The 783-nt window shown below is 50.8% G+C and carries 1 pseudogene; it reads right to left on the minus strand.

The annotated features are described in order from the left end of the window. Positions 1-10 precede the first annotated feature (10 nt). Positions 11-783, minus strand: a pseudogene (locus tag EQV24_RS23695) (hypothetical protein); the annotation flags it as partial.

Consider the following 783-nt stretch of genomic DNA (forward strand, 5'->3'; position numbering starts at 1 on the left):
AAACCGACCTTTATCCATTGCTCTGGTGTTCCAACGGTGGTTCGTCTGCGCGTGTTTTTGTATTGTACAAAGAATCAGCTGGCATTTGCAGTCGGAGATCTATCCAGCGACCACCAGGAATATCCATCGGGTCACCAGCAGTAATCATCGCGGTTTCCACATCAAAACGGCGACGAAAGACAGAAACAGTCAACACACCATCATCTTCGGTCGTGATATCAACGAAACACAGAAAATTGCCGTTGATATCCTGGGGGATCTCGACTGTCCACCCTTCAAGACTAAGGCCGCAGCTCCCCATGACACGATAAACGCCCTCCATCTCTCTCGACGCAGAGACCCCTTCAGCTTCATCGTTACACTCAATCTCACCAGTTCCGAATAGCTTAACGACAGGAGAGGCCCGTTTGATAAAGCCGTTCGTGTCAACGGTGGTGTTTGACTCACCCCACCATTTTTTCCACGTCGCCCCGCTGGGATTTGCTGGATCAAATACACCTGTCCATAAATTATCCCGGTTAAAGGCGAGACCAAAACCGGCCGTCGAATAAACAGGAACAGAGACCAAACCGATAATAGAGTTTCCACTTCCAACTGGTGCACCGATGGTTGACGGCGGAGCTCCATCACCGCGCATACGATAAAGCCCGGCACGATAACCATCGGTCAGGCTTGCCAGTTGAGAAGCCAAAGACGAATCAGCGCCGATGCCAAAACCACCGACCTGAATAACATTGCCATTTGAGGTGCCAGTATCCTTCGTGGCCGATGTTCCCAAACCGA

The sequence above is a fragment of the Enterobacter sp. A8 genome, assembly GCF_004296595.1.
GTDB lineage: Bacteria > Pseudomonadota > Gammaproteobacteria > Enterobacterales > Enterobacteriaceae > Enterobacter > Enterobacter cloacae.